Source organism: Tumebacillus permanentifrigoris (assembly GCF_003148565.1).
Lineage (GTDB): Bacteria > Bacillota > Bacilli > Tumebacillales > Tumebacillaceae > Tumebacillus > Tumebacillus permanentifrigoris.
The window spans coordinates 22,077-48,608 of sequence record NZ_QGGL01000001.1; the positions used below are offsets into that span (position 1 = coordinate 22,077).

Consider the following 26,532-nt stretch of genomic DNA (forward strand, 5'->3'; position numbering starts at 1 on the left):
TTGGCCCGTTTCAGGCCGGCCTAGAGGTGCGGTCCTGTCGGGGGCTTAGTTGCGCCCCACAGTCAAATTTACTTGTGCAGGCCGCATTCCGTCTTGTCATTGCCAGCCCATCGGCCAGCGCGCGGGTCTTCTCCTGGTGCGACTTGGCGCGTGCAGTGCGTACACCCGATCGACGGATAATTTTGATCGTGCAAGACGTTGTACGGAACGTCGTTGGCGCGGATATACGCCCAGACGTCCTCCCATGTCCAGAGCGCAATCGGGTTGAACTTGATCAGGTTGAACTTGGTGTCCGTCTCCACGACGCCTGCGTTGGCACGCGTCGGCGCTTGGTCGCGACGAATCCCGGTGATCCATGCATCCAAGGTCGAGAGCGCACGGTTGAGCGGCTCGACTTTGCGGATGTTGCAGCAGCCGTTCGGGTCGGTCGCCCAGAGGTTGTCGCCGTGTTGGTCTGCTTGTTCCTCCAAGGTCAGCAACGGGGAGTATTTGATGAGATTCGCGGAGTACTTTTTGAGGATTTCATCGCGCACGGTGTAGGTCTCTTCAAACAGAACATCCGTGTCGAGGTAGAAAATTTTTGCGTCCGGTTTGATTTTGACGATCATGTCGACGAGCGCGACATCTTCTGCACCAAAGCTACAGGCGAAGGCGATGTTGTCGATGGTCTCGAAGGCAAGTTTCAAAATCTCCTGCGGTGTCTTCCCTACGTATTGTTCATTGAGTTCAGCGACTTGTTCAGCCGTCAGTAGCAGTTGTTTGGTGCTCATGCCACACACTCCCTTTTCCCAAGTCTATTCTAAGATATACAGGTCAGATGCGGAGCGTTCCACCATCTGCCAAGTCCAACTTTTCAGGTAAGTATACCCCCTAATTAGCGAGACCGTCAATACCTCCCTGCTTACTTGGTTTTACGAAAAAAAAGGCTCCCTCCGCACGGTTGCGGAGGGAGCCTTTTTTCCTTACATGACCGCTTCGCCAAGCAGCGAGCAGACCAGATCGACTGCGGTGCGTGCGGTTTTGTTGTGTTCATCGAGGATCGGGTTGACTTCGACGACATCACAGGAGATGACTTTGTTCGATTGGAACAGCAGTTCCATCGCGAAATGACCTTCGCGATAGGTGATGCCGCCCAGAACCGGGGTTCCAACGCCCGGTGCCATGTCCGGATCGATCGCGTCGAGGTCGAGCGAGAGATGGATGCCATCCGTGCCTTCCCCTGCGATGCGAATCGCTTCTTCCATGACTTTGGCGATCCCGAGCTTGTCAACTTCGTGCATGTCGAACACTTTGATGCCGTGTTGCTTGAGCAACAGGCGCTCATCGCGGTCAACCGAACGCGCGCCGACGATGACGACGTTCTCCGGTTGGATCTTCGGCGCGAACCCTGCGATGTTGACGAGCTTCTCGTGGCCGACCCCGAGGCAGCAAGCCAGCGGCATGCCGTGGATGTTGCCCGACGGCGTGCTGTCTTCGGTGTTGAAATCCGCATGGGCGTCGAACCAGATCACGCCGAGTTTTTTGTACTTTTGGGTGATCCCGGCGATCGAACCGATCGCAATCGAGTGGTCACCGCCGAGGATGACAGGGAAGTGCCCTTGCTCGACGACATCCTTCACTTTCGAAGCGAGGTCTTCGGAGACGCGGGTGACTTCCGGGAGGTATTTGAGTTTTTCGTCATGGATATGGTGAGATTCTGCCTGTGGGACGTTGACGTTGCCTTGGTCATGAACGGTGTAGCCGAGGCGTTCGATGCGTTCCTTTAACCCTGCATAGCGGATGGAGAACGGGCCCATGTCGACGCCGCGGCGCCCTTGACCTAAGTCCATCGGAACGCCGATGACACTGATGGTTTTTTTCATATGTAAGTTTCCCCCTAGAGTTCGCGACTTATAGGTGTGCAGTGCTAGGTTGTTCATCTCTTATCATACCATACTTACCATCTTGTAACTCGACCAGTCGGACAGGTTCGCCGCCCGTTTGCATCACGCGTTCCACTTCCTGCTCGCGGCAGGTGAACAGGAAAATCTGCCGTTGCAGGGCTTCCTCGCGCAACACGCCCAGCACCGCGTCGAGGCGGTCATCGTCATAGCGGCGGAATGGCTCGTCAAGCAACAGCGGCAGTCGTTCCCCGCCGGAGATGCTCCAGCCGGACAGCGCCAACCCCATCGCAAACGAGATCTGGTCGATCGTGCCTTCACTCAGCGCCGAGAGATCGACCGTGTAGCCGGAGTCGGGCGACACAGCGGTGATCCCGTCGGTGCCGTCGAGAAACACTTCGCCGTAGCGCCCCTGTGTGACGCGGGACGAGACGTCGGCCAGTGTCGCGGCGAACTTCGGTGCGATCGCTTGGTACAATTCATCGCGCACCTCGCCCCAGACTTCGGCTGCGAGGAGCAACGCCTCGCGCTCCTCTGTGAGCAGATGCAGGTCCGCGTCCGCAAGTTCCTTCTCCAGCAACAGGTCCGCGAGCGATTTTTGTCCTTCGACGAGCGTCGCGTATCGCGTTTGGGCGACGGCGACGGTGCTTTTCTGATCGAGCAGCAAGCGTTCGGCTGCATCCCAACTCTGGTAGAGAGCGTCGAGGTCGTGTGTTGCCACTTCCTCCGCTTGCCACAGCAGGGACGGAGCTTGGGGAGATACACCAAACCGGGCGGCGATCTCCGCCCAACGGGACAGGTCGGATTCCAACGTCTGCAAGTCGAACTGCAATTGATTCAACTCGCGCTCCCAGACCGTCGCTTGTTGGTGGAGCGCACGCGCCTCGCTGAAGCGCGTCTCCCACCGCGCGATCTCCGCACGCAGTCGTTCCGCGTCCAAGGAGCTCGCCTGCGTCTCTTGACCCCCGAGCTGGCGGAGCAAGCGGCGGGCGAGGATGTCGCGCTCCCCGGTGGCGCGGGACACTTCACCCGACAGCCACAACGTCTGGCGCTCGTAGAGGGTGACTTGCTCGCGGGCCTTGACCAGCGCGTTCCACTTCTGACGGTATTGGCGCGGCGTGTCGACTTGGAAGCGGGCGAGCAAGTCTTGCAATTGCTGCTCCAGCCGTTCCTGTTCATGGCGCACCGCTTCGCGCTCGCAGGCTTCCTGCTCCCGCGCCGCTTCCCAGCGCTCGATGTCGCTCTGGATGCGCGAGATCGTGAGGAAGGTCAACACCGTGAACGCCACGCAGGCGAGGACGACGAGGATCGCCGCCCAATGCAGGAAGGTCAGCGGCGTCGTCAAAACGGCCGCCACACCGCCCATCCAGACTTTGCCCCGCGCTTGTTTCTGAGCGACCTGCATCGCAACGCGCTCGCTCTCATCGGTCTCCTCCACTTGTTCGCTGGCGTGCGCTTCATACCATTCCAGACGCTGGGCCATGCGTTCGACGTCGAGCAGTTGCGATTCTTCAAAAGCGCGGTGCTCCGCGACATAGCGCGAGGCTTCCTTGGACTCCGCTTGGAGCGTGTCGAGGCGCTTTTGGTAGTTGTCGAGTTCCTTTTTGGCGTTGAGCAAGCGGTTGAAGTCCGTTTGCAGTTCGCGGAAGGTCTCTTCGTTGAGGTTCGCAAGTTCCGTCGTTGCCGCCGCACGGTTTTGCTCCAGCGCGTGCGTCAGTTGTTCGACCTGCACCCGCAATTCAGTGCGTCTGACCTCCTGCATGCTCAGGTACTGACCGAGTTGGTCGGTCAGTTGGTCGCGCAACATCTGCTCCTCGCGCGCAAACTCCTGCCACTCGCTCTCCGTCTGCTCCGCCGCTTGTCGAGCCCCCGCTTGGGTGCGTTCGCGCTCCAAGGCATCGTTGAGAGCGCGATGGCGATCGTCGCGCAGTTTCACAGCTTGTCCATACGGCTTGGTGGCAGCACGCTCGCTGCCGAGGGCTTCGAGGCGCTTGGTGATCGCCTCGGTGGCGAGCCGCATCTGCTGTTGCTCTTGGGTGGCAGGTGCGTCGCCCTCCGCGCTCTCGCCGCCTGCGCGGACACTATCTCGCAGCCATGCGATCCGGTCGCGGTCGCGCACCGGCCCCACGCACAAGGCATGGGCAAAAAGGTCGCGGTCCGCGCCCACCAACACCTGCGCAAAGTTCGGTTCCTTGCGCGAATCCAGCTCAAAGCGGTCGGTGATCTCCTCGCCGCTCTGTTGCAGGTACAGCCGCACCCATTCGTCCTCGCGGCGCAAGTTGCGCTCGATGCGGTACTCCGTGCCCTCGACTTCGAACCAGAGCACACCGCCGTAGGTGCTGGTCTGCCACGGGCGGTACTTTTGCTCCTCTTCCAAATAGACGGTGCGCTTGCGCTTGGGGTTTTTCTGCCCGTAGAGCATGGCGAGCAGGAAGTGTTGGAGCGTGGACTTGCCGGCTTCGTTTTTGCCATAGATGACGTTGAGGCCGTCACCAAACGCAAAGTCTCGGTTGGTGTAGCGGCCGAATCCGTCGATGTGTGCTTTTAGGAGTTTCATGCGTTCACCACCTTGCCGCGTTCGTAGGCATTCAGTCCCATCACCAGCGCACGCTCGAGCAGCCTGCGCTTTTGTTCATCCGTTTCGGTTGCCAGCCGCTCGCGCAACTTGGCGACATAGCGTCCCGCCGCCGAGGTCGGGAGATAGGCATCCCCGTCGAGGTCGGGGTGTGTGCGGTCGGTGAGGCGCACGTGAAACGCGAGGCCCTGCAAGCGTTCGGTGAGGTCGTGTGCGTCGAGATGCAGACCTGGATCGACCGCTCCGCCCAGCACGATCTCCAACAGGTCGCGCCCGCGCCACGCCTCGGGGACGGCTGCGCGGATTCGGTCGGCCGCATCGAGCAGGTGGGTACAGCCGTCGAGTTCGACCTCCACGCGACGGTAGGCGCGCTGCGCGATCGGCAGCCATTCCACCCGTGCCCCGCCGCGCTGCAGTTGCAACAGGAACGCGCCATGCTCTCCCGTCTCGTCGTAGCCGAGCGGCTCCAAACTGCCCGCATAGGCCGCTTGCATCAGTCCGGCCTCGTCGAGCAGGACTTGCGCTTGGTGGTAGTGTCCGAGCGCGATATAGTCAGCACCCAGCGCGAGCAGTTCGTCACGCGAGACGGGCCAATAAGGGGTTGCTTCAGGCGCTTCATAGGAGCCGTGGATCATCACCACATGCAACAGTCCGTCCGCTGGCACCCGATAGCCTGCCATCGGGTTGTCACGCACCCACTTCTGCCCATAGCCGTATCCATGTACGGTGAGGCCGAGCTCGGGGAAGGTCTTCGCCTCCACCGCTGGGCCGAACAGGTGGACGTTGTCCGGCCATTCGCCCCACGAGTAGGGGCCGCCGCTCAGCAGGGCGTCGTGGTTGCCAGGGGTGATCAGCACGGGCAGTTGAAGTTTGCCGAGCAAGTGGCGCACTTCGGAAACTTCCGCTTCTGTCACCCACTCTGCTTCGAAGAGGTCGCCGGTCAACAGCAGCACATCCGCCCGATGGGTGAGGGCCGCTTCGCACAGCAGGCGAAACGTCCCCAATACTTCCCGGCGGCGGCGACGTGCTTTTTCAACCCCGAACCCGCTTCCGGAAAATGCGGTGCCGATGTGCAGGTCGCCCGCTTGCAACAGTCTGATCGTCTCGCGCATGGTCGACTTCACTCTCCTATTCCGTAAAAATCTCTGTCTTACCAATTCTGGATAGGTCTGCTTTTTCCCTGCTGCGAAAGGGCTGGGAGGGTTGATTCGAAGGAAAATGTGGTAAGATAGGAAATAGCTTTGAAACGAGAGAGGGATTTCTGTGTCTGATTACGTAGACGATCTGGAAGTTGAAATCATGCCGGACCTTGATTTGCTGCTGTTGAGTTGGACGCAGATGGTGGCGATTGAGATGATCGCACCTGATGAAGAAGCACAGGCCGCCAAAACCGATTTGGCCGCGAAGTTGCAGACCGACTTCCATGTGACGGATCTATTGTTGCAAGAGCGCACGTATACGCATTATGTCGTCAGTTTCCGCGAGCGCAACAAGGAGCGGACGATGGAGTTTGAAATCGAAGAGGTCGAGAGCATTTACAACCTGTAAGGAGGGGACACCATGCGCAAGGGAATCGTGCGTGGGCTGATCATCGGCTTGGTCAGCGCCGTGGTGATCGTGCTCTACCAATGGTTGCGGTATCGACCGGACACGACGTTGGATTTGTACACCCGGATCTCGAACGGCGTGTTTCAGTTCGGACTGATCTACTTGATGGTCGGGGTCGTGATCTTCTCCCGCCTGTTTAGTTTCCGCCGCCGGATGGGGTTGCGAAATTACGTCGAGCTGATGAAGATCAAGACCCGCGAGGAACACCTTGAGAATGAAAAAGTGAAGGCAGAGCTCAACGAGCGCGACAAAGTCGTGCTGCGCGAGCGCGGTCGTGACGTCACGTTGCTGGTCGCGGCCCTGTTGCTGATGCTCGTCTCGGTCGTGCTGACATTTGACCAAGTGCAGTAGTTGTAGCGATTGCGTAAAAGCCCATCCCCGCGTCTGCAGGGATGGGCTTTTCTAGGCTTTGTGGTCAAATAGCAAGCCGACAGATTTGATAAATTCCTTTTCAAATTCCACGAACTTCTCAGTTGGGATCTGATGCACTACCTCGCCAGTGGACTGGCTGGTATAGCGGATAATCACGCGATCGATGTCCTTGTCATAGTTCATCTGCACCTTCGTACCCTGCATCTCTTCGAGTTTTTTCCGCAGTCTGGCCATGCCGTCGGTAACTTGTTCCGCTGTGACTTTCTTGGCTGGCGCAGGGCTCGGTGCCTGCACACGCACTTCCGCTTCGACTGGTGATGTTGGCTGTGGATACTTCGAAATTTGCAAGCAAATCCCTCCCTTTTCACAATCCCATGCGAAAGTTATTCACAATTCTGGATAAGTTATTCACAGCTACTGTGTATAAACCTACATCTATCCACAGGTGGAATGTGAAAAGGGCTATGAAGGACTGTGGACAGAGGATGTCTAGTGCTTTTTTGTCATTTCTTTTTATCGAAAAACATCGCGTCAGGCTGGTACGCTTGCTCATAGGCGGACGTCCGGCGAGACTGCGTGTTCAACTGCTGAATCGATTGCTGGGTCTCCTGCATCGCCTCGCGCAACAACTCCCGAGCGCGGGCGTCGAGTTGCACGATCTCCTCGGTCAACCGCTGCAAGGCAGGTTCCCCTCGCAGGTTGGGCAACGTCGATTGGCGTTCAATCAGTTTGTCGCGCTGTGCCAGCAGCTCATCTAAGCGTTCGGCATCAACAATTCGCTCGCTCGTAAGGAACAGGTCGATGATCGCCTGTGTGAGGTCACGGTAAGATGTGAGGAACTCTTGCATTAGGCCAGTCCGTTTGCCACTTGTGCCGATTGGCTTCGGTTGACTTTGATCACTTCAACCCACGTGTTGCGAAGGTCTTCGACGAGGTCGAGCACTTCCGTCACCAGCGCCGGGTCTTTTTTGATGTTGGCTTGCAAGAGGTGACGGTTCATGAAGTCGTAGAGTGCCATCAGGTTCTTGGAGATCTCCACGTCCATGTTCAGCGTACACATCAGTTCCGAGATGACGTCTTGTGCACGTTGAATGTTTTTGTTCGTCTCCTCGATTTGCTTGGCTTTCATCGCGTTGATGGCGAGCTTCAAGAACTTGATCGCACCGTTGTAGAGCATGAGGGTGAGTTCGCCCGGAGGAGCGGTCATGACTTGTGCATTGTTGTACGTTTGTTTGTAGGCGTTCGCGTTCATCGACATGTATAGGTTCCTCCTCCTAAAATTACTGGCCTAGTTGAGACATCAGCCAGCTGCCTTGCGCATTCATTTTGGACAGTGCTTTCTCGAGCGCTGCGAATTGCGAATAGTATTGCTGCTCATAACTGCCGAGTTTCGAAGTTTGCGTCGAGATCTGCGTGTTATAGTCGTTGATCTGCTTGGTCAATGGGCTCGTAGAAGGACTCGTGCTGGCGCGATCACCCATCCGGTTGATGACGTTTTTCAGTGCATACGACAAGCGGGACGCGATCCCCTCATCGCTCGATTTGGTGAGGACGCCGTGCGAATCGTAGCTGCTAGTGTTGTACTTCGTGAACAACTCCACGACTTTGTCCGGCTCATCGGTGAGCGCTTCGCGCAGTTTTTTCTCGTCGATGTAGAGATGCTTGTCGGCATACTGGTACTTGTTGCTCCCGGTTACTGCAGCACCCGTGATGCCAATCGAGGTCATCGAATTGTATATCGGATCGGCGATCGACGCCACTGGTGTCGTAATGTACTGACGGAACTGATCCATCGCCGGTTTCAAAAAATCATCGTTGCGCAGGAGACCAGATTGGGCCTTTTGGTTCCACGCCAAAATGTCGCTGTCCTTCATGTCCTTTTTTTGAGTGTCGGTCAATGGCGGGAAGTCGCGATAGGATCTTTCGCTTACCTTCGCATCGAGTTTGTCGATCACTTCGTTATACTTGTCGATGAACGTCTTGATGTTGTTGTACATCGCATCGATGTCCGTTTCCACGGTCAACGTGGTTGTGTAGCTAGGGACGCCGAGTGCAGCCGGATCGCTCTTCAGAGAGAACGAGACGTTGTTCAAGGTGAAGGTGTTGGTGCGGACTTTGTTGTCGCCCGTGCCATTCAGGTTCACGATGGCGTCCTGCCCGATGACAGTCGCTGTCGTGTCTGCTGTTGCCGTTGTCGTATCATTGGTGACAGACAGCTTCAACCCGTTCGAGAGGAAGTGCGAGTTGTCCAATTCTGTGAGTTGGATCTTCGACGCTTCACCGGTGCTGGTGGAGACCAAGGTCAATTTGTCGATCGCTTTGTCATAGACCGCTTTGACACCCGTTTGGTTGGAGGCGGCATTGATCTGGCTGACAGTGGTCGTGATCGAGCTTCCTGCGGCGATGGAGATCTTTTTCGTGCCCAGTTCGCCAGTCAGGTTGAATTCGACCGCCGAGGCGGTGATGCTCTGCGCTGTGTTCGAGGCGACCCCTAGAGCTCCACTGGTCACTTGCGCAGCCTTCGCCACCTGTTTCACTTCCAAGCTATACGTCCCGTTGCTCGCACTGCTGGAAGCGGTCGCCGTGACTTTGGTGTCATCGGTCGACGTTGCTTTCTTCGCTGCGAGCGTCGTGCTGAGGTTGACTTTATCGACGGCGGAACGGAGACCCGCCAACGTCGTGTTCATATCTCGATATGCATCTCGTTTCCACTCGAGGGTGGTGCGCTTTTGAACCATTTTGTCGATGGGAATCTGCTTGGCTTGCATGAGTTGCTTGACTAATGTATCTGTGTCGAGACCAGAGGTCCCCAAACCACTGATGCGGATTGGCATGACGTAATCACTCCTTTACCGAATATATCTCTAGTCTCTGTATCGGCAGGGATGGACACGACATGAGTGCGATATTCAGGCGTTTGGGGAGATTATCTAGATCTATCTCGTCCAATCGCCGTTTAGATACAAAAAGAGTCCGCCTGAAGTTTCGGCGGACTTTTTTGTCAAGCTTTGTAGAAGTGTGCATGTACTTTTCCAACTGCGCGGATGACGTCTGCGATGTCCTCTGCACTCATCTTGGGGAACAGCGGAATCGTGATGATCTCCTCGTACAAGGCCTCCGCATGCGGGCAAAGACCTTTTTCGTACCCCAGACCTTGGTAGTACGGTTGAGTATAGACGGGTATGTAATGCACGTTGACGCCGATGTTCTCCGCACGCAGCGCCTCAAAGATCTGCTTGCGTGATGCAGTGAACTTGTCGCGTTGGAAGCGCAGGATGTAGAGGTGCCACGAGGAGTTCGTATCCTCGTGCTGGAACGGTGTCACGATGCCTGCGAATTCGACAAAGGCTTGGTCGTATGCGGCGACGATCTCACGGCGGCGCGCGACAAACTCATCGAGACGCTGCATCTGCGACGTGCCAAGTGCCGCTTGCAAATCGGTCATGCGATAGTTGTAGCCGAGTTCATGCATCTCATGGTACCAAGGACCTTCATCCGGCTTGGTCAGCAACTTCGCGTCCCGGGTGATGCCATGTGAGCGGAACAGGCGCAACTTCTCCGCATATTCCTCGCGATCGGTGACGATGATCCCGCCCTCGCCCGTGGTGATGTGCTTGACCGGGTGAAACGAAAACATCGTCATGTCAGCCAGCGTTCCGACCTTGCGATCCTTGTACGTCGCGCCGATCGAATGCGCCGCATCCTCGATCAACACCAGCCCATGCTCATCAGCAAGGCGACGGAAGGCGTCCATCTCTGCCGGCTGGCCGGTGAAATCGACGGGAATCAGGGCTTTGGTGCGCTCCGTGATCTTGGCGCGCACCGCCTCCGGGTCGAGGTTGTAGGTGTCGGGACGGATGTCAGCAAAAACGGGCGTACCGCCCTGGTACAAAACACAGTTCGAAGAAGCCACGAAGGTGATCGGAGAGGTGATCACTTCATCGCCCGGCCCGATGCCCGCGGCAAATGCAGCTCCGTGCAACGCGGCCGTGCCGTTGCTGAAAGCGACCGCATACTTCGCACCGCAGGAATCTGCCACGGCACGTTCGAAGGCGTCGATATTTGGGCCTTGTGTGATAAAGCTGCCGCGCAAGGTGTCGACCACCGCTTGCACGTCATGATCCTCGATCCATTGCTGACCATAGGAGAGCACGGAGGTGCGCACAGGTGCGCCGCCGTAGAGGGCGAGTTTTTCCAACGAGGTTTCCTCCCTTACATCAAGTGACTGGTCTTGATCCATTCACGCGTGCGTTCGATGCCTTCCTCGAGCGACACCTGCGGCTCCCAGCCCATCAAGCGTTTGGCCTTCTCGTAGTTGCAGAGCAGCTTGTGAATCTCCGCTTGCGGGTGGATGTGTTCAATGTGTTCAATCTCCACCGTGCCGCCGGAGATCAGCGCTGCGAGGTCATTGATCGCGATGTCACGACCGAGACCTGCATTGACGATCTCTCCGTTGACCGCATCGCTGTAGCCGGCCTCCACGACAAATCGTGCGCAGTCTTCCACGAACAGCAAGTCGCGAGTTTGCGTGCCTTCGCCGTAGATTTTCAGCGGCAGACCTTTGAGTTGGTTGCGCACGAAGATCGCGACAACGCCGCCCTCACCGCCGGTTTTTTGGAACGGTCCATAGGTGTTGAACGGGCGTACGACGACGACCGGCAAGCCGTAGGAGTGGAAGTAGGAGAGCACCATGTTCTCCGCGCCGATCTTGGCACCTGCATACGGAGATGCCGGTTTGGTCGGGTGCGTTTCCGCGATGCCCGACTCGTCGAAGGAACGCTCGTAGACCATGCAGGTGCTCATAAACACGACTTTGACGTTGTGTTTGCGCGCTTGCTCCATCACATAGAACGTGCCGACCGTGTCGTTGTTGAACGTCGTGCGCGGGTCATCGATCGAGTCTTGGACATTGATCGAGGCGCCGAGGTGATAGCAGAGGTCGAATTGACCCTTCGCGAACAGCTCTGCGAGCGTCGCTTCGTTTTTGATGTCGCCCACGACAAATTCTTGGAGGTTCGGGTGGCCTTGGAACTCGTCCAAGTTTTCGGCACGACCGTTGGAGAGATCGTCGAGAATCCACACCTTATGTCCATCCTCCAGCAAGCGTTTCGCGACCCAACGCCCGATAAAACCGGCACCGCCAGTCAGAAATACGTTCATCTCTCACAACTCCCCGCAAATGTTAGATCAAATCCCAGCTCAGAGGCGTACCGCGTTTCACATCGCGGCTGACTCGCTTGCCTAGCGCAAGTTCGTAGTGTTCCGGTGACAACCCAAGACCTGGACGGATCGCCCGCAGGTTCCCCTTGGTCAGCACATCGCCTTCCTTGATGTCTTCTGTGATATACAGCGAACGACGATATTTCAAGGAGTCCTGCTCCTTTTTGGTCGCTCCGTAGGTCACTCGACCCAGCGACTGCCACGCGCGCTCCGTCTCGACGACCAACGCCTGCATCTCTTCTGGCTCCAGCGAAAATGCAGAATCCACGCCACCATCAGCACGGCGCAGCGTAAAATGCTTCTCGACGACCGTTGCCCCCAGCGCGACGCTCGCCACAGCGACCCCGACGCCCATCGTGTGGTCGGATAAGCCGACTTGGATGTTGAACAGTTCGCTCATGTGCGGGATCGTCAGAATGTTGGTATTCTCCGGCGTTGCGGGGTAGGTGCTGGTACACTTTAGCAGCACCAAGTGTTCGCAACCTGCCTCGCGCACCGCTCGCACCGTTTTGTCGAGGTCGGCCACAGTTGCCATCCCGGTGGAGATGATCATCGGTTTGCCCGTCGCCGCGACTTTGCGAATCAAGGGGAGGTCTGTATTTTCAAATGAAGCGATCTTGTAGCAGGGCACGTCCAAGGACTCCAAAAAATCGACTGCCGTTTCGTCGAACGGAGTCGAGAACCCAATCATACCTAGTTCGCGACACCGATCAAAAATCGCTTTGTGCCACTCCCATGGGGTGTAGGCCTCTTGGTAAAGCTTGTAGAGCGAAGTGCCCTTCCACAGACTGTTGGGGTCGTTGATGAAAAATTCGCCTTCTTCGAGGTCCAACGTCATCGTGTCTGCGGTGTAGGTTTGGATTTTCAGCGCATGTGCTCCTGCTTGCGCAGCGGCTTCGACGATCTCCAACGCCCGCTCCAAGGATTGATTGTGATTGCCTGACATCTCCGCGATGATGAATGGCGGGTGATCAGGCCCAACCATCCGACCTGCAATCGAAAAGTTACTCATCTACCTCACTGCTCCTTCATCAACATGACGAACGCTTCTCCGTCCATCACCACGTCATTCGTTTGGTTGGTGCAGATCGTGCTGCAGCGAAAAATCTGTTTGTCTCGCTTGTCTTTGATCTCCTCGATGGTAACCTTCGCTGTGACTTCATCCTCATGATAGACAGGCGCATGGTAGTTCAAGCTCTGGCTGAGGTAGATCGTACCCGGCCCTGGCAGCTTGGTTCCGAGCACCGCGCTGATCAGACCGGAGACCAAAGCGCCGTGAGAGATTTTTCGGCCAAATCGGGATTGGGCTGCAAACTGCTCATCGAGATGCAACGGATTGGTGTCGAGCGAGAGTTCGGCAAAGCTTTCCACATCGGCAGCTGTGATTTTCTTGGTGATCGATGCTGTATCGCCAACTTTCATTTGACTTCCTCCCTTGTGTTATTGAATCTCGATCGAGCGGTAGTTGTACGTGGCCTTGATGCTCTGCCATTTCGCACGGGTAATTCCCATCCGAATGACGTCGTAAAACTGCCCGTTTTTGCAAATGTGTTCCTTGAACTCCCCTTCAACCTCCGAACCGAACTTTTGGTGGATTTGCACAACTTTGTCGTTGAAGGAAAACACTTCGCACCACAGCTTGTTCAGCTCCAACCGATCGAAGACATAGTCATACATGTTGCATTCGAGGAGCGTTCCCAACCCTTTGCCCCGAGCGCGTTCATCGGCGATGTAGTACGCCCATGCACAGTGCTGGTTGCGTCGGTCGATGAAGTTGACCGAGATCAGCCCCACCGGAACTGCTCCTTCGAGCAGTTCGATGATCCAGTATGTTTCGGTATCGCTCTGACTAGTGGTCTCATACCACTTGCGCTGATCTTCGAGGGTCAAAACCGGGTCGGTATACATGTATTTGGTAACTTCCGGCATCATCCGCCAGTTCATCACCATTTCTAAGTCATTCGGAGTCACCTTACGCAAACGAATCGTCATGCTGGGTCCACCTCATATCGGGAGTATATTGCCTGTGAGACGGGACCGCCGATCCCGAGGTCCTGACGGCTGCCCATCAGTTTCAGACCAGCCTCGCTCATCTCAAGCAGTTGATCGGGAGCCTGCATCATGTCATAGACAGCCTTTGCTAGTTTCGCAGGTGTCACCTCATCGCTCCAACCCAAGTTCCAAACGGCCTTCGCCGCCTCCACCGCCGCTGTGGTCTCCGCTTGGTTCTCAGCGACCACGACCGTTATCGAGGGCAGCCCCAGATAGCACCGTTCCCACGTGGCGGACCCCATCGCACCAATCCCCAGATCGGCCGATGCCATCAACTCCGCCATATTTTGAATCTGCAAGTGAAAAACCGCGGTTGGCAGTTCGGCGCAGAGCGCGGCAATTTGCGCCTTGCGCGGATTCGCACCTCCGACCACAACATCCACGGTCACGTGGTCTAGTTTCAAGCTTCGCAGTGCCTCCAAGGCTTTTTCCGTCTCTTCTGTCGGATCGCTCCCCCCAAAAAAGACGAGCATTCGCCGCACCTGTCCGTCGCGTTGGCGCAACGTTTCCCGAGCACTTGCAAATTCGGGGCGCAACAACGCATATCGCGGGCCGAGCAACATCCGGCAGTCCTTGGGCACGAGTGCGTCGTAACGCGTCTCGAGATTGGGGTACAAGTTTTGATCGAGCAACAAATCGCAGTCATGCGGGCGGTCTGCCATGTCATCAATCACCATGATCTGGTCCACCCATTGGCGCATGCGCGATTCGAAGCGCTGATCCAACGCATAGGAATCGAGAATCAACCAGTCAGCGGGGGGGTCCAACTCTTGGAGAATTTCCTGCACCTGCAGAGCATCCTGCGCCCACGAAGCCCCCATCCACCGCTCATAAAAACTCAACGAAGACTCCTCAAGATCAGGAATCACCGGCATGCGAAAAACAGCATGTCCTTTGATAGTTTCGATATAGTCGCACAGATTGCCGTCCAGTTCGCGACAGAGAAAAGCAATGCGCGCTCCGCGTGCGCGCAATTCGTCAGCCAACGTCAGGCATCTCATCACGTGTCCAGTCCCGATCTCGGTCGAAGAATCAGCGCGAAAAACGATCTGTAGGCCCTTGCGCTTCATCGTCATTCTCCCAGTTTTTTCTGCTCGATATGCGCATTGATGGCGCGCAGTTCTGGATGTTGCTCCATGAACTGAATGCCTTGCTGCCAGCTAAAAATCTCTCCCGGTCGGTACAACCCTTGGTAGACCTGCGAGATTAACTCCCAGTCCTCTGGCGTATCCAACGTCCATCGATACTGGGAGTAGTCGACCGCGTTCTCATGTGAAGCAAGCTGGAAGATCTGCGGATTTTGATACAAGTACGGGGTGACATGCTCACGTTCGAAAGGTAGTGTGGCTTCTTGGTAGGCTTTCTCCAGAGCTGCGAAAGTAAACGCTTCCGTATCCAGCCCCCGCGGGTAGCTACACACCAGACCATTGCTCACATAATCCAAATGCGGGTTGGACAGCAACTGCTGCAACACGGCCCCTGACACAGACGGGTCCAAGAACGGACAGTCTGAGGTCACGCGCATCACCACGTCCGCTTGACTTGCTCGGGCCGCTTGGTAGTAGCGACTGAGCACATCATCCTCACTTCCGCGCGTGCAGGTCACCCCCCAATGTTCGGCTACATGGACCAGCACATCATCAGACGGATTCTCCGTGGTGGCGATTACAACTTCGTCGATCTGGGCAATCGACTGGCAACGTTCGATGACGTGTGCCAATACAGGTTTGCCCATCAGATCGAGCATGACTTTCCCCGGTAAACGCGAGGAGCCCATCCTCGCTTGCACAATAACAACTCGCTTCATAAGACCCGACCTCTTTTTGACAAAAGTTGTGTTAGACCAACCGCTCCGTCAGAATCCAATCCCGCAACGTCTCTTTGCTGATCGGGGTTTCATATCTTGAGTTTGCGTGATTCGGAGTCGCGCTCAACGCCTCCGGATATTCGATGCGCTGTTCGGTGAAGCTCGAAGGAATGATGTACATCTCCGACGTTTCCAACGCCGCATTGATCTCATCCTCAGTCATCAGCTCTTCATACATTTTCTCCCCTGGACGAAGACCGATCTCCGCTATCTCAACAGGCTCTTGCAGGTTGTATTTTTGCGTGACTTCCTCGATAATCACCTCAGCCAGATCGGAGAGCGAGACGGTTGGCATTTTCAGCACGAACACTTCACCGCCATGCGCCAGATCATTGGCCTTCAGCATCAACGAAATCGCTTGTGTCGGAGTCATCATGTAGCGCGTCATCTTCATATCTGTGATCGTGATCTTGCGACGCTCCATAATTTGCTTGGCGAAAAGCGGAATGACAGAGCCTCGCGATCCCATGACATTCCCGAAACGAACGGAGGAAAAAATCGTCTGTTTCGGGCCCTTTTGATATTCAGCAGCTGAGATCAAACGCTCCGCAGTCAGCTTCGTCGCTCCATAGGTATTGGTAGGCGAGATCGCTTTATCGGTGGAGGTGAACATGACCTTGCACACGCTATTCTGAATCGCCGCCTGAATGACGTTCTGCGTACCGATCACGTTGGTCTGCACAGCCTCAAACGGATTGTATTCACAAAAAGGGACATGCTTCATGGCCGCCAGATGGAACACATAATCGATGTGCTCCATCGCACGAGCCAACCGCTGTCCATCCCGAACATCTCCGATGAGGAAGCGCAACTTATCCCCATGATCGAGAAACTCACGCTGCATTTCGAACTGCTTGTACTCGTCTCGACTGAAAATTCGAATGACCTTTGGATTGTGTTGCAGCAAAAAACTGGTTAAGAGCTTACCAATCGTACCCGTTCCCCCTGTGATGAGGATCTTTTTGCCCGTGTACATGTCGTTCACCGCCCAATTTCACTTGAGTATATTTCCTGTACAAGGGAACTCCATTTGTTGCGCGCAGGTGCTGCGTCATGGTGACGTACACCCTCCAAAAACTGCGCCAAGTCTAGATGTACAAATCCTTCAATGAAGGCACCGCCTTCGGTTGCATTGTACACCGGTTGTCGCAAACTGGCGGCACGTTGGACAAACCATTCCAGATACGTCTTCATATTGTTCGGGGTGTTGACGTACCCGTCCCGATGGAAGTTGAGCACTTGTTGATGTTGGTCTACCACCGAGCGAGTTTGGAAATCGTGTGCGCCTTCTACATGGCTACGGTTATCCGTGTAGGCCAGATCAAGTCCCACGACGCAAACCGGATTGGCACCAAAAGCGAGCAACAAATCGAAAAGCACCGTCGCCACCGAACCACCGGTGCGAATCAAAGGTTCTCCTCGTTCGGCAGCTCGTTGCTCCGCCAAGTTATACCCCTCTTGGCAGACCAAGAACCGCGGACCTTGATAACTCAAGGGAACACCTTGATACACGGTACTTAAAAAAAATAACGGCATGTCATGCCGCTCGACAAAGCGAATCTGTTCGGCGACCAGTTCCTTCGGGTCGGCGATCATGAAAAGGTCGGGGCGAATTCCGTTGTTCAACAAAGGTTGTAAGGCAGTTCCCACAGCAGCGATCAGACAATGTTCACGCGCTTGTTTTAGCAGATGCATGTTGTTCGTAAGCGACGGCCCTGCCCCGACCAGTATCATCGGCACGTTCGTAAAACGGTCCATCAAACGTTTCACACCGGGCCAGGACTGCGCGGTATTGCTCGCAAAATTATCACGCATCAGTCCTTGAAACGCACCCGCGCTGTTGAGAAACACCTGATACGTAACCAATGCGTTGTGCACAGGCTCCAGCTCAGGTGGCATCATCCGCATCGACGGACCATGGAGAATCAAAAACGGTTGCTCCTGCTCCCATTCTTGGGCCATGCTCCCGATCACCTCGATGTCATCAGAGACCCGCAACTGCACGCGCGGATCGTTGATGATGTCATCGAAATTCCCTTGTTGCAACATCTGGTGGAAAAAAGCGACATTGGATTCCCAGACCTCAATCACCGTGTCGATCAGTTGGGGGTGCCGCAAAAGCACGCGGAGGTGGTGCCCACAACCGAATCCATAGACGATGAGCTTCGAAAACGGTTCGACCGCCATCTGTAGTTGTTGTCCGACAAAACGCTCCGCTTCTTGCATCGGGTTGTACTTGCTGTGTAGCCAAAACCCGGTTGTACCCGGGTTGTAGTAGCACGTTAAGTCGCCCGTCTTCGCCTGTGTAAATTCCAGCCGAAACGCACAGTCCGCCATCGGTTCCGTTGCAACCAAATGCTTTTGAGGCATGATCTTATAACTCCTGTTGGACTTGGTCGCTGTAGGCTTGCAGCAGGGTTTTGAGTTCGTATTGTAACAAGTCGCAGAACAGGACGTAGTCCCGGTTCGTCATTGCGGCTTGTACTTCTTGGAGCAGTTCGATGACGCGTTCCAATTCGAGACCTAGCAACGTGGTGGACTCGACGTTTCGAATCCCTTGTACAGCACCGGTCACCCAATTGATTCCTTCTAGAACGGCTTGGAACAGCTCCACCCAGTCCTCTTGCCCCGTTTGAAACTTTTCAGCAACTTGATCGCATGCAGCAATCAGGTTCGGCAGGTAGTCCGCCAAACTTTCCTTCGTCTCTCGAACCAGCACTTGTACATCATTCATCGCAGCGCTCACCTCTTACCCCATGTATTCTGTGTGTGCTTCTTCCTCATGCGCCTCCGAGTCCTCGTCCAGCTCGAACTCATCGAGGGTGTACCCGAGGTCGAGGATCGTCGCCTCGAATTCCTCCTCGTAGGTCTGAATCATTTCGGCGGCTCCATCGATCATCCGAGCCATGAAGTACGATTGATGCTTCAAGATCTCATGCAATCGCTCCAGAGAAGTCAAGCGAGAGATCGGATTGGTTTTCACATGGAGATTGGCGATGAGCGGTCGGAAATAGAACGTGAAGTGCTCGTCTTCCAAAGACCACTTGATCAGGTTTTCGGTATTTCGGAGCACGCGACTTACCTTGGTCTCCAAATATTCCGTATTCCCGGCTGCCACTTCCTGACTCAACTTCATCAGCATCTCTTGGTTCTCTTCGGCAAATCGCTTCAACCCATCCAACGACTGGTTGTGTTTGTAGATGCGGTTATAGACGCGCTCCAAGTAGTAGTGTGTATCGAACTCCAGATCGGGCAACGATTCGAACAATTCTCCAATCGGTGCCAACTGATCTTGGCAGTAGGTGTCCAGTACTTCCTGGAATGGCATGTTGACCGTGCCTTGAATGTAAACGCCACCCTCTGTGGCATTGATGACTTCAGCCTGCGTGCTGGCCACCAAGTGCTCCATCCATCTGAGGAATTGTCTCCACAATCCACGAGATTTGACTTGTCCACCATAATACCCGTCCAGATAGTAGGTCTTGTTGTATTCATTCTCCGCTTTGAAGACATCCTGAATCGACTTGAATCGATCTGGGCCCAGTTCCTTCTCCACGGCATCCGCATCTTGGTACAGCGTGTCCTTGCTGTGGGTATTGCCGTCTTCGGAGTAGGCCAGATCCTGACCGATTAAGACGATCGGGCTCCCCCCAAGATAATGCGCCAATGAGAGATTCATGTGCGCGACCGAACTGCCCGTATACAATTCACCGAAATTGCCTAGTGCCTCGTTCAAGAAGCGGCTGTTCCCGACATTCTGTTTGAAACAAGGTACTTTGTATTTCGGCCATACCTCGAAGATTCGAGAATCGACCAGCGAGAGTCCAAAGAAAGCTGTCTCTTCAGGGATCTCAATCCCCTTCAAACTGATCTCATACGAGGGAGTTCCGCGCTCTAAGATACAGACGATATCCGGGGTGATCCCGTTTTTCATCAAGACGCGGAACGCAGATTCCGCACAGATGATCAGGCTCTTGCCCTTGGCCTGTCTCAACAAGGGAAGCTGTTTGTCAAGCGACGGGCCCGATGCCACACAAATGATCGGCACACCCTTGTACTTGTCCTTGAACTGTTTGAGCTGTTTGTTCCCCAAAATGTGCTTCAGGTTTTTGAATTCATTGGTCACACCAAGCAATGTATCTTCCAAGGAGTTCCCGATGTTCGAGACATGGAGTTTGATCTGTTCCAGCAAAAATTCAAACAAATCGCCATAATACTCTTTGTCTTGACGGAACGTTGGGAACGTCCGCAACAATTCAGTTTGAAGGAAATAGAATCCTACTAAGGAGTAGAGGAAGCTCGTAAGGTTCATCTTGATCGAGGTGCTAGGTCCGTAGAAGAACACCAAGCGTTCTAACTTATCCCCCAAGCAATCGGAAAGATCCACTTCCTCTAGGAATTTCTTGATTTTATTTAAATCGCGCTCGATGACAAACACCCACGCGGTTTCGGTTTTTCGTTCGTAAATTTTCCGGATGACTGCACTGGAGTTCAGGCCCATCACGATATAGCCTGTGTTATCAAAATTGACCCCGTCCAGAAACACGTCAGCTTCTGCACTTGGGTCATAGAGGCTTGCCGAATAAAATTCATTGCCGTTGTCGTCCGTAAGTTTAAAAATGAGTTCGTCTTGTACGTGGAGAACTTCTAGATCCGCTGTCGACGCCGCTTCCATCTCCATCTCGATGAACATCGGGGCGTTGTATTCTGATAGGTATTGACGATTTTTTTCGAACAGGTTCATGTGCGCCCTCCTTAGCTCAACACTATGCTGGAGAAAATCCGCGTAACCGCTGACATAGCTCAAATTTCACAAGATCTGCGAACAGAATATAATCCTGGTTGTTGATGCAGGTCATCGAGAATTCCAAAAGCTCGTTCAGCTCTTGAATTTGTTCCACGCTTAATAAATTGTTCCCTTGAACAAGGACCACGTATTCGCCAAACAATTCCACAACCCGGGTCAATTTCTGCATCCCAAGGTTGAATTCCATCCGATAAAAGAGGTCTGCGATGCCGGAAAGTTCGGTCACGATCTCTTCAATTTTCAAGGCGTCTATGTTCATAATGCCTCCGTAAACTTCGTTTTTTTAAAAAAGAGCCAACCATTATGGTTGGCTCTTTTCCCAAAAAGTATGAACCAATTAACGAAGAAGTTGCAGAACGCCTTGCGGTTGTTGGTTTGCTTGTGCCAACATAGCTTGAGCTGCTTGAGCAAGGATGTTGTCCTTGGTGAACTTCATCATTTCTTTCGCCATGTCTACGTCGCGGACACGGGATTCTGCAGCGGTCAAGTTCTCCGAAGAGGTGGTCAGGTTGTTGATGGTGTGCTCCAGACGGTTTTGGTATGCACCAAGGTTTGCGCGTTCTTTGGAAACGGTGTTGATTGCGCAGTTGATGACACCGATTGCGGATTGAGCAGCACCTACCCAGCTAGCATTTGCCAGGTTGAGGGAAGCGGAGTCAACTTTCAGTGCGGATGCGTTCATTTTGTTGATGGACAGTTTGATGGTTTGGCCGCTGTTTGCACCAACTTGGAACGTGATCGCGGAGTTACCGGACACCAGGATTTTCTTGGTGTTGAACTCGGTTTGGGAAGCGATACGGCTGATTTCTTTGGAGAGTTGCAAGACTTCGCCGCGAACTTTGTCACGGTCAGCAGTTGCAAGGGTATCGTTGGAAGATTGAACTGCCAACTCACGCATACGTTGCAGGATGTCGTGGGTTTCGTTCAGTGCGCCCTCAGCGGTTTGGATGAGGGAGATACCGTCTTGGGAGTTACGAGCTGCTTGGTCGAGGCCACGGATTTGGCCGCGCATTTTTTCGGAGATTGCCAGACCAGCTGCATCGTCGCCTGCGCGGTTGATGCGGAGACCGGAAGACAGTTTCTCCATCGATTTCGAAGCATTGGTGTTGTTGGTGGTGAGGCGGTTGTAGGTGTTGAGAGCGGTTAAGTTGTGGTTAATGCGCATGATAATTTCCTCCTTGGAATGTCGTCCCACATCCTTGCGGGACCGATGTTTTAGTAAGCTTCTCGCTTACACTATCTATATCGTCTGGCCATTCGGAATACTTGAGCCTTATTTGAGCCCATTTCGGACAAAAAACAGGCTTCCCGATTGATTATCTCAACCACAGAAGCCTGTTTGGTCATTTTTCTCCTAGATCCGACTTTTTCTGCATCAGTTTTTGTAGATCGGCCAGCGGAGGCATCGCGGTGGACAGCGCACTGCGGTTGGCTTGGCGGATCTCTTCGTAAATTTCCTTGCGAAACACGCGAATGGTGCGCGGCGCATGGATGCCGATCTTCACAGAGTCCCCATCCTTCTCTAACAAGACGATTTCGACGTCCTCACCGATCATGATCGACTCCCCGATCTTGCGTTTCAGGACCAGCACTTACGCTTCCCCCTTCCGTGGGAACAGCGGGGTGCGCGACTGGTACCCCGTGTTGTGCAGAACCACTTGACGAGCGAGGCTCTTGTCTGCGTTGACCACAATCGGTGCCAGCAGATTCATCGTGGAATGCTCCATCTCCTCGGTCGTGGTGACCGTCACCCACAGTTGGACATTCATCGGTTCCGGGTCGCCGAGCGCTTGCAGGTCTTGTGCGCTCAGCTCAAACTCGTAGGCCGGGTGAAACACAAACGGGTCGGCAAGCAGGAGACAGACACCTGGTTCTTCCTTTGCTTGCAGATATGCGAACGGTAGCGAGTCATCTTGCTTGAAGATGACATACTCCCGGACCTCCTCCAGCCCGAACAATCCTTCGGGAAATTGCAAGATTGCATGCTCTTCGATTTCCAACTTACCAAATAGTACGGATGTGATCTCCATTGCAGTTCCTCACTTTCCTTCCTAGACGAGAAGGAGCGTGCCAATAGGCACCGCTCCTTTTTAATATTGCATATTCATGTATTGCCCTGTGACATTGAACTGTATCCAGTTCTTCTGATCGAGATAAACCTCGACCTGACCCGGTGTATAGTTGATGATCGGGGTATGCGTCGTGGCATGAATCTCCGTTCCGCGGACTTCCCAATTCAATTGCGTTTCATGCGGATGATAGGAAATCTGCACAGGTCGGTAACTCGCAGCGTCGTAATCCTTGATCGGCATCGGACCCATGTCCTGCCGTTGCAAGGCGATATCAGCGATCGCATTGGAATGGTTCTGGATCGCCGCCATCTGGTTGCCTTCCTCGACGATTCGCCCGACCGCTTCCAACGCCACCTGCTTCGCCTGAGACCCGATATCGGCCAGCATATCGGTCGTGGTCTTGAACCCGAGCGCTTTGCGAGCCGAATAGATATCGAGGTCGAGTTGTCCAGGGCCTTGGTCGATCGTCAAGACAGCCGGCTGTTGGGTGATGCTGACTTCTGCGCGTGGCGATTGCATCTCCCATTTCCCTGCAGTCGATTGAATCCCGATTCGAGCGGCTGCTTGCGTAAACCCAAGCCGAAGCGATACGCTCAGCACCAGCCCTCACCTCCCTCTGCCCTGCTTGTTCTAGCGCAGGAAGTCGATCAGCGTCGGCACGATGATTTTACCACCTGTCGAGAGCGAGGCCTGCTGAATGCTTTCCGCCACTTTCATGTTCATAATCGATTCGGCGACGTCGGCGTCGACCGTTTTGGAGAGCAATCCTTGGACGTTCGCGTCATAGTCCTTCAGACGATTTTGGATCAACTCGATCCGATTCATGCGCGCCCCGACATCCGACCAAACGGTTTGAATCTTGTTGGCGCGGTCCTGAATCTTCCCGAGCGCCTTCTCGATGCCAGGCGGGTTATCCGCACGCAGCGCAGTCTCCAGCGATTTCAACGCGGCGAACGCATTGTCAGAGTTCGTTTCGTTGCCTACCGTTGTCGGTTGCCCGAACAGTTCATCCCCGATCACATTGATCTGCATGTTCGCACCTTCACTCATCATGAACGAAATCGACCCCATGTCCGTCTGTTGGTACATGGCATTCGTAGGATCATAGGGTTGGATATCGGTCGTCTGCCCATTGTACAGGTAGCGATCATTAAATTTGCCATTGCCGACCTGCACCATCTGTTCATACAGCTGGTGGACTTCGTTGGCGATCGCGTTGCGTTCATCGATCGACATCGTGCCCGTCGAGCCTTGCACAGACAATTCACGCGCACGTTGCAGGATGTCGTTGACCTCGTTGATGTTTGATTCGACGAATTCCATCTGGCTCAAGCCATCGTCGACATTGCGCTGGTAGCGGTCGTTGCGCGAGATCTGTTGGTCATAACGCATCGCATAGCCAACCGCGATCGGGTCGTCTGAGGGCTTGTTCAATTTCTTGCCGGACGCCAATTGGTCTTGGTACTTGACCAAGCGCTCGTTGTTCGCGCTCAAGTTCGACATGAACTGGGAGTTCATCATGGATTGTGTGACTCGCATGCTTCGCATTGCCTCCTATCTATATCGAGATCAGGCGTTGGTTATTTGCCGCCCAAGTGAATGATCGTATCGAGAATGGTTTCCGCCGTCGTGACGACGCGCGCGGAAGCTGCGTAGGCTTGTTGGAATCGGATCATGTTCGACATTTCCTCATCGAGTGAAACTCCGCTGATCGATTGACGTCGGTTGTCAATCTGCTGGATCAGCGCGCCTTGGTTCTTGACTTGTCGTTCGGCGGTCTGCGCTTGCAACCCAAGTTGTCCGATCGTCGCCCGCATGTAGTCGTTGACCGAACCCTTTGCCAAAATCGCCCCATTCGGTGGCAATCCTTGCTTGAAGTCGATCGTCGCAGAAACAGACTCGCCTAACATGAACGCCAAGTCACCGTTGCCTTCCTTGGCCTGCGTTTTGCCGTTGGCATCTACATAGGTGGCATTCGAAGAACCGATGTTCTGCACATCATCGAGAATGGCTTTCGCGACTTTGATGTTGCTGGCGGTGAAGACTTTTGAACTGTCTGTCGTCTCGAACAGCACGCCCGCCTTACTCGTCGGCTTCGTGGCGGTAAACCCGAACTGATGCAATTCGTTCAGGCCGTTAAACGTAATCGTGGTGCCCTTGGGCAGGGTGCGATACAACGGGTCTACGTTGGTGCCCTTCGGAACGACAGTCCCATTTGCCAACGTGATATCGTTGGGCAATTGGGTTACGGTGCTGTCATACGTGTAGTCGCCTGGCAGTTTGCTTTGAATCTGCCCGTTGACCATCCCGTTGATCATCGAGTCCAGTTGCGATTTGAATCCGCTGATGATGTTGCTGCGCGAGAACGTCATGCCCCCGATCTCACCGCTTGGCACCGGGAACGAAGTGGTGTTCGTCGCCGCGTCATAGGTCAGTTGAACCGGCGGGGTATCGCCGCTCAGGATGACCGTCGTCCCCACGGAGAGTTGGTAGGTGCCGTTCGGAAGTTCCTTGCCTGTCACACCTGCCGTCTTGGACAGTTGATCGACCAGATAGTCGCGATGGTCGCGAAGGTCATTGGCTTTGTCACCGAGCACTTCCAGTGTCGTGATCTGCTTGTTCAAATCACTGATCTGCCCGGTCAACGTATTGAACTCATTGACTTTAGAGCTGATATTGTCACCGATATCTGTATCCAATTCGTTGAGCTTCGCCCCCACCGTATTGAACGTTTCGACGAGGTCGATTGTGGCTTGACGCACGGTATTGCGCGAGGCCATGTCCTTGTTGCGGCCCAGCGTCTGCCAGGAGAGGAAGAAGTTATCCAGAACTTTGGACAACCCGGTATCGGTCGGTTCGTTAAACACCGCTTGCAATTTGTCGAGCGTGTCTTGGCGAATCGTCCACTCCCCCGACGTGGTGTTCTCATTGCGGAATTGCGCGTCGAGGAACGATTCGCGGATGCGGGTGATCTGCCCCGCCACGACTCCAGTGCCCATCTGCCCGGCCTCCATCGTGCGCCCCATGCTCGGCACATACATCGAGGCGGTGGTGACCAGATCGACGCGCTGGCGGGAATAGCCCGGCGTATTGGCGTTGGAAACGTTTTGCGAAACCGTGCTCAGCCCGGATTGTTGTGCAAACAACCCGCGCTTGCCCGTCTCTAGATTGAAGAAAGTCGATGTCATCGGAGTACCTCCGTTAGGCTTTAGAATCGAAATAGGATACGCGACTTTGCTGGTACGGGTTGTTCGCAAGCGTTTGACCAGAACCGCCATAATTCGGTACGGACGGTGACTCGGTCAAAACTTCAACCGTCGATTGAATCAGGTTGAGCGACTGCTGGATGAGGATCTGGTTGAGGTCATTGGCGTCCTTGAGTTTGAGGATGACCGTGCGCAAGTCGTCGGTCAGTGAGGTCATCCGTTGGCGTTCTTCCGGCGTTTCGGCCAATTGGCTGACGCGTTCCGCCGTCAATTGATCGGCTGGCACACCTGCGCGAACGGCGAGCAGGCGGCCTGCTCCTTGGCGTTCCAACTCCATCCGCTCAATGCGATGGATATGGGCGACTTCGGTCTGGACGATCTCGTTTAGCGCTTCCAAATCATTTTGGATCAGGACATCCTTCTTGCGCGTTGCGAGTTCGAGCAGTTGTTGGTGTTCACGCAATAGGGCTTCGACGACCGAGAACAAAGGCTTTAACACGCTCACCGCAAGTCTCCTCTCTGCTATTCACCGTAGGCTTCGAGCATTTTTCGCACGACGGCGTTCGTTTCCACATGGTACGTTCCTTCTTGAATCTGACGCTTCACATCCGCGATGCGCTCAGCGTGCTCCGAACCCTCCGATTGCGATAGGTCGCGCGCCTTCTCCAAGGCTTGCGGCGAGATCGAGACCCCGTCAAGCTTGGCATATGTCGACGCAGCCGTAGCTGGGTCCTTGTCTGTCAGACGATTGGCTTGTTGGTATTTTTGCACCTGAGAGATGCGATTGGAATCATTGATTTTCACGTATATGTCACCCCACAATAAAAAACCGATACTTGGATAATTCCAGTATCGGTTGAAGCCCAGATTGGG

The 26,532-nt window shown here is 54.6% G+C and carries 30 protein-coding genes; 2 read left to right on the plus strand and 28 right to left on the minus strand.

The annotated features are described in order from the left end of the window. Positions 1 to 68: 68 nt before the first annotated feature. The 4 genes from C7459_RS00110 to C7459_RS00125 form a co-directional block, all read right to left on the minus strand. Complete coding sequence (locus tag C7459_RS00110) at positions 69 to 770, minus strand: phosphoadenylyl-sulfate reductase (RefSeq protein WP_109685018.1); 702 nt, start codon at positions 768 to 770, stop codon at positions 69 to 71. A gap of 192 nt (positions 771 to 962) precedes the next feature. Next, positions 963 to 1,862, minus strand: a complete 900-nt coding sequence (gene rocF / locus C7459_RS00115; RefSeq protein WP_109685020.1) for an arginase — start codon at positions 1,860 to 1,862, stop codon at positions 963 to 965. 28 nt (positions 1,863 to 1,890) lie between these two features. Then, on the minus strand, positions 1,891 to 4,437 hold the full coding sequence (locus tag C7459_RS00120; RefSeq protein ID WP_109685022.1) for an ATP-binding protein: 2,547 nt from the start codon (positions 4,435 to 4,437) through the stop codon (positions 1,891 to 1,893). Continuing rightward, a complete protein-coding gene (locus C7459_RS00125; protein ID WP_109685024.1) occupies positions 4,434 to 5,567 on the minus strand; it encodes a metallophosphoesterase family protein in 1,134 nt (377 codons plus the stop codon). Before C7459_RS00125 ends, C7459_RS00120 begins: the two co-directional genes overlap by 4 nt. 151 nt (positions 5,568 to 5,718) lie before the next feature. Here C7459_RS00125 and C7459_RS00130 point away from each other — a divergent pair, with 151 nt between their 5' ends. Both C7459_RS00130 and C7459_RS00135 read left to right on the plus strand, forming a co-directional pair. Further along, entirely contained in the window at positions 5,719 to 6,003 is a 285-nt protein-coding gene (locus tag C7459_RS00130) for a hypothetical protein (RefSeq protein WP_109685026.1), read from the plus strand. Between the two features lie 12 nt (positions 6,004 to 6,015). After that, positions 6,016 to 6,414, plus strand: coding sequence for a hypothetical protein (locus tag C7459_RS00135; protein WP_109685028.1), 399 nt, complete (start codon positions 6,016 to 6,018; stop codon positions 6,412 to 6,414). A gap of 51 nt (positions 6,415 to 6,465) precedes the next feature. Here the strand turns inward: C7459_RS00135 and C7459_RS00140 are convergent, their stop codons facing one another. The 24 genes from C7459_RS00140 to C7459_RS00255 all read right to left on the minus strand — a co-directional run bounded on the left by C7459_RS00140 (position 6,466) and on the right by C7459_RS00255 (position 26,463). Beyond that, complete coding sequence (locus C7459_RS00140; RefSeq protein ID WP_170119173.1) at positions 6,466 to 6,783, minus strand: flagellar protein FlaG; 318 nt, start codon at positions 6,781 to 6,783, stop codon at positions 6,466 to 6,468. A gap of 155 nt (positions 6,784 to 6,938) precedes the next feature. Beyond that, on the minus strand, positions 6,939 to 7,283 hold the full coding sequence (gene fliT / locus C7459_RS00145; RefSeq protein WP_109685032.1) for a flagellar protein FliT: 345 nt from the start codon (positions 7,281 to 7,283) through the stop codon (positions 6,939 to 6,941). Further along, positions 7,283 to 7,693 carry a flagellar export chaperone FliS gene (gene fliS / locus C7459_RS00150; protein WP_109685034.1) on the minus strand — a complete coding sequence of 137 codons (411 nt, stop codon included), beginning with the start codon at positions 7,691 to 7,693 and terminating at the stop codon, positions 7,283 to 7,285. Before fliS ends, fliT begins: the two co-directional genes overlap by 1 nt. Positions 7,694 to 7,715: 22 nt before the next feature. Further along, positions 7,716 to 9,269 (minus strand): flagellar filament capping protein FliD, encoded by a 1,554-nt coding sequence (gene fliD / locus C7459_RS00155; RefSeq protein WP_109685036.1) that lies wholly within the window; start codon positions 9,267 to 9,269, stop codon positions 7,716 to 7,718. 167 nt (positions 9,270 to 9,436) lie between these two features. Then, positions 9,437 to 10,633 (minus strand): UDP-4-amino-4,6-dideoxy-N-acetyl-beta-L-altrosamine transaminase, encoded by a 1,197-nt coding sequence (pseC, locus tag C7459_RS00160; RefSeq protein WP_245884351.1) that lies wholly within the window; start codon positions 10,631 to 10,633, stop codon positions 9,437 to 9,439. Positions 10,634 to 10,647: 14 nt separating this feature from the next. Beyond that, positions 10,648 to 11,595, minus strand: a complete 948-nt coding sequence (locus C7459_RS00165; protein WP_109685040.1) for a dTDP-glucose 4,6-dehydratase — start codon at positions 11,593 to 11,595, stop codon at positions 10,648 to 10,650. A gap of 22 nt (positions 11,596 to 11,617) precedes the next feature. Further along, complete coding sequence (gene pseI, locus C7459_RS00170) at positions 11,618 to 12,667, minus strand: pseudaminic acid synthase (RefSeq protein ID WP_109685042.1); 1,050 nt, start codon at positions 12,665 to 12,667, stop codon at positions 11,618 to 11,620. Positions 12,668 to 12,672: 5 nt separating this feature from the next. After that, the gene (locus C7459_RS00175) at positions 12,673 to 13,077 is read right to left on the minus strand and encodes a MaoC family dehydratase (RefSeq protein ID WP_109685044.1); all 405 of its coding nucleotides are present in this window, start codon (positions 13,075 to 13,077) and stop codon (positions 12,673 to 12,675) included. 18 nt (positions 13,078 to 13,095) lie between these two features. Next, positions 13,096 to 13,647, minus strand: a complete 552-nt coding sequence (pseH, locus tag C7459_RS00180) for a UDP-4-amino-4,6-dideoxy-N-acetyl-beta-L-altrosamine N-acetyltransferase (RefSeq protein WP_109685046.1) — start codon at positions 13,645 to 13,647, stop codon at positions 13,096 to 13,098. Then, positions 13,644 to 14,777, minus strand: coding sequence for a UDP-2,4-diacetamido-2,4,6-trideoxy-beta-L-altropyranose hydrolase (gene pseG / locus C7459_RS00185; RefSeq protein WP_170119174.1), 1,134 nt, complete (start codon positions 14,775 to 14,777; stop codon positions 13,644 to 13,646). Before pseG ends, pseH begins: the two co-directional genes overlap by 4 nt. Before the next feature lie 2 nt (positions 14,778 to 14,779). Further along, positions 14,780 to 15,514, minus strand: a complete 735-nt coding sequence (locus C7459_RS00190) for a cytidylyltransferase domain-containing protein (protein WP_109685049.1) — start codon at positions 15,512 to 15,514, stop codon at positions 14,780 to 14,782. Between the two features lie 31 nt (positions 15,515 to 15,545). Continuing rightward, positions 15,546 to 16,550: an SDR family NAD(P)-dependent oxidoreductase gene (locus C7459_RS00195; protein ID WP_109685866.1), complete on the minus strand. Its 1,005-nt coding sequence runs from the start codon at positions 16,548 to 16,550 to the stop codon at positions 15,546 to 15,548. Between the two features lie 5 nt (positions 16,551 to 16,555). Continuing rightward, positions 16,556 to 17,944 carry a motility associated factor glycosyltransferase family protein gene (locus C7459_RS00200; protein ID WP_109685051.1) on the minus strand — a complete coding sequence of 463 codons (1,389 nt, stop codon included), beginning with the start codon at positions 17,942 to 17,944 and terminating at the stop codon, positions 16,556 to 16,558. 4 nt (positions 17,945 to 17,948) lie between these two features. Continuing rightward, positions 17,949 to 18,308 (minus strand): DUF8042 domain-containing protein, encoded by a 360-nt coding sequence (locus C7459_RS00205; protein WP_109685053.1) that lies wholly within the window; start codon positions 18,306 to 18,308, stop codon positions 17,949 to 17,951. A 15-nt stretch (positions 18,309 to 18,323) separates the two neighbouring features. Further along, positions 18,324 to 20,318 (minus strand): motility associated factor glycosyltransferase family protein, encoded by a 1,995-nt coding sequence (locus C7459_RS00210; RefSeq protein WP_109685055.1) that lies wholly within the window; start codon positions 20,316 to 20,318, stop codon positions 18,324 to 18,326. Positions 20,319 to 20,340: 22 nt separating this feature from the next. Further along, the gene (locus tag C7459_RS00215) at positions 20,341 to 20,640 is read right to left on the minus strand and encodes a hypothetical protein (protein ID WP_109685058.1); all 300 of its coding nucleotides are present in this window, start codon (positions 20,638 to 20,640) and stop codon (positions 20,341 to 20,343) included. A 78-nt stretch (positions 20,641 to 20,718) separates the two neighbouring features. Next, entirely contained in the window at positions 20,719 to 21,546 is an 828-nt protein-coding gene (gene hag, locus C7459_RS00220; protein WP_109685060.1) for a flagellin Hag, read from the minus strand. Between the two features lie 178 nt (positions 21,547 to 21,724). Beyond that, positions 21,725 to 21,973, minus strand: a complete 249-nt coding sequence (gene csrA, locus C7459_RS00225) for a carbon storage regulator CsrA (RefSeq protein ID WP_109685062.1) — start codon at positions 21,971 to 21,973, stop codon at positions 21,725 to 21,727. Further along, complete coding sequence (gene fliW / locus C7459_RS00230) at positions 21,974 to 22,411, minus strand: flagellar assembly protein FliW (protein WP_109685064.1); 438 nt, start codon at positions 22,409 to 22,411, stop codon at positions 21,974 to 21,976. It abuts the gene before it with no gap. Positions 22,412 to 22,471: 60 nt separating this feature from the next. After that, positions 22,472 to 23,053, minus strand: coding sequence for a DUF6470 family protein (locus C7459_RS00235; protein WP_109685066.1), 582 nt, complete (start codon positions 23,051 to 23,053; stop codon positions 22,472 to 22,474). A 30-nt stretch (positions 23,054 to 23,083) separates the two neighbouring features. Next, positions 23,084 to 23,992 carry a flagellar hook-associated protein FlgL gene (flgL, locus tag C7459_RS00240; RefSeq protein WP_170119175.1) on the minus strand — a complete coding sequence of 303 codons (909 nt, stop codon included), beginning with the start codon at positions 23,990 to 23,992 and terminating at the stop codon, positions 23,084 to 23,086. 41 nt (positions 23,993 to 24,033) lie between these two features. Beyond that, positions 24,034 to 25,641: a flagellar hook-associated protein FlgK gene (flgK, locus tag C7459_RS00245; protein ID WP_170119176.1), complete on the minus strand. Its 1,608-nt coding sequence runs from the start codon at positions 25,639 to 25,641 to the stop codon at positions 24,034 to 24,036. A 13-nt stretch (positions 25,642 to 25,654) separates the two neighbouring features. After that, on the minus strand, positions 25,655 to 26,158 hold the full coding sequence (locus C7459_RS00250; RefSeq protein WP_170119177.1) for a flagellar protein FlgN: 504 nt from the start codon (positions 26,156 to 26,158) through the stop codon (positions 25,655 to 25,657). Between the two features lie 23 nt (positions 26,159 to 26,181). Next, positions 26,182 to 26,463: a flagellar biosynthesis anti-sigma factor FlgM gene (locus tag C7459_RS00255; protein ID WP_170119178.1), complete on the minus strand. Its 282-nt coding sequence runs from the start codon at positions 26,461 to 26,463 to the stop codon at positions 26,182 to 26,184. Between the last annotated feature and the right edge of the window lie 69 nt (positions 26,464 to 26,532).

Excerpts from the sequence above, each read along its gene's own strand:
- pseH (WP_109685046.1), bottom strand. The coding sequence starts at position 13,647 with ATGACGATTCGTTTGCGTAAGGTGACTCCGAATGACTTAGAAATGGTG.
- C7459_RS00200 (WP_109685051.1), bottom strand. The coding sequence starts at position 17,944 with ATGCCTCAAAAGCATTTGGTTGCAACGGAACCGATGGCGGACTGTGCG.
- C7459_RS00195 (WP_109685866.1), bottom strand. The coding sequence starts at position 16,550 with ATGTACACGGGCAAAAAGATCCTCATCACAGGGGGAACGGGTACGATT.
- rocF (WP_109685020.1), bottom strand. The coding sequence starts at position 1,862 with ATGAAAAAAACCATCAGTGTCATCGGCGTTCCGATGGACTTAGGTCAA.
- C7459_RS00210 (WP_109685055.1), bottom strand. The coding sequence starts at position 20,318 with ATGAACCTGTTCGAAAAAAATCGTCAATACCTATCAGAATACAACGCC.
- C7459_RS00215 (WP_109685058.1), bottom strand. The coding sequence starts at position 20,640 with ATGAACATAGACGCCTTGAAAATTGAAGAGATCGTGACCGAACTTTCC.
- C7459_RS00165 (WP_109685040.1), bottom strand. The coding sequence starts at position 11,595 with ATGAACGTATTTCTGACTGGCGGTGCCGGTTTTATCGGGCGTTGGGTC.
- flgL (WP_170119175.1), bottom strand. The coding sequence starts at position 23,992 with ATGCGAGTCACACAATCCATGATGAACTCCCAGTTCATGTCGAACTTG.
- C7459_RS00190 (WP_109685049.1), bottom strand. The coding sequence starts at position 15,514 with ATGAAGCGAGTTGTTATTGTGCAAGCGAGGATGGGCTCCTCGCGTTTA.
- C7459_RS00135 (WP_109685028.1), top strand. The coding sequence starts at position 6,016 with ATGCGCAAGGGAATCGTGCGTGGGCTGATCATCGGCTTGGTCAGCGCC.
- fliD (WP_109685036.1), bottom strand. The coding sequence starts at position 9,269 with ATGCCAATCCGCATCAGTGGTTTGGGGACCTCTGGTCTCGACACAGAT.
- fliS (WP_109685034.1), bottom strand. The coding sequence starts at position 7,693 with ATGTCGATGAACGCGAACGCCTACAAACAAACGTACAACAATGCACAA.
- fliW (WP_109685064.1), bottom strand. The coding sequence starts at position 22,411 with ATGGAGATCACATCCGTACTATTTGGTAAGTTGGAAATCGAAGAGCAT.
- C7459_RS00205 (WP_109685053.1), bottom strand. The coding sequence starts at position 18,308 with ATGAATGATGTACAAGTGCTGGTTCGAGAGACGAAGGAAAGTTTGGCG.
- C7459_RS00125 (WP_109685024.1), bottom strand. The coding sequence starts at position 5,567 with ATGCGCGAGACGATCAGACTGTTGCAAGCGGGCGACCTGCACATCGGC.
- C7459_RS00110 (WP_109685018.1), bottom strand. The coding sequence starts at position 770 with ATGAGCACCAAACAACTGCTACTGACGGCTGAACAAGTCGCTGAACTC.
- C7459_RS00175 (WP_109685044.1), bottom strand. The coding sequence starts at position 13,077 with ATGAAAGTTGGCGATACAGCATCGATCACCAAGAAAATCACAGCTGCC.
- pseG (WP_170119174.1), bottom strand. The coding sequence starts at position 14,777 with ATGAAGCGCAAGGGCCTACAGATCGTTTTTCGCGCTGATTCTTCGACC.
- pseI (WP_109685042.1), bottom strand. The coding sequence starts at position 12,667 with ATGAGTAACTTTTCGATTGCAGGTCGGATGGTTGGGCCTGATCACCCG.
- hag (WP_109685060.1), bottom strand. The coding sequence starts at position 21,546 with ATGCGCATTAACCACAACTTAACCGCTCTCAACACCTACAACCGCCTC.
- C7459_RS00120 (WP_109685022.1), bottom strand. The coding sequence starts at position 4,437 with ATGAAACTCCTAAAAGCACACATCGACGGATTCGGCCGCTACACCAAC.
- flgK (WP_170119176.1), bottom strand. The coding sequence starts at position 25,641 with ATGACATCGACTTTCTTCAATCTAGAGACGGGCAAGCGCGGGTTGTTT.
- fliT (WP_109685032.1), bottom strand. The coding sequence starts at position 7,283 with ATGCAAGAGTTCCTCACATCTTACCGTGACCTCACACAGGCGATCATC.